We start from the raw sequence: 442 nt of genomic DNA, 5'->3' as shown, positions 1-442 counted from the left end.
GAGATCCATCCCCGTGTTCAGGGTAAAGAACAGAGGGAGGTTCAGCATGAACAACACAGAGACGAGAAGAAGATGACCCAGCCATGGATTGGGAGATACGATCAGCGGGGATGAGACGGACTCACATCGACCAGCGCCTAGACTGGCATATTCAAGGATTCGAACGTCACGTGCGTTGTCCATGGCGGCGGTCAAGCATGCGCGTCGAGCGGGGACTCTTCGTCCGTTTCGCTCACTTCACCGATAGCCAACCGTTCTTCCTGTCGCCGGGCCATATCAGCTTCCACTACTCTGGCTAGGATGAAGAATACACCATTGAACGCTTCGAGGTCTCCTGCATCACCAGATTCCTATAGCCAATCAATGAGCCGACTCTGCTGACCATCATCGATGGTTCATCGTGCCGGGGTTGTCTGCTCATCCTCCCACCTGGGCCTCAGGC

The organism is Dehalococcoidia bacterium, from assembly GCA_021295915.1.
Classification (GTDB): Bacteria; Chloroflexota; Dehalococcoidia; order Lucifugimonadales; family UBA1123; genus VXRN01.
The sequence above is the reverse complement of the archived record's forward strand: the minus strand, read 5'-3'. Positions refer to the sequence as shown.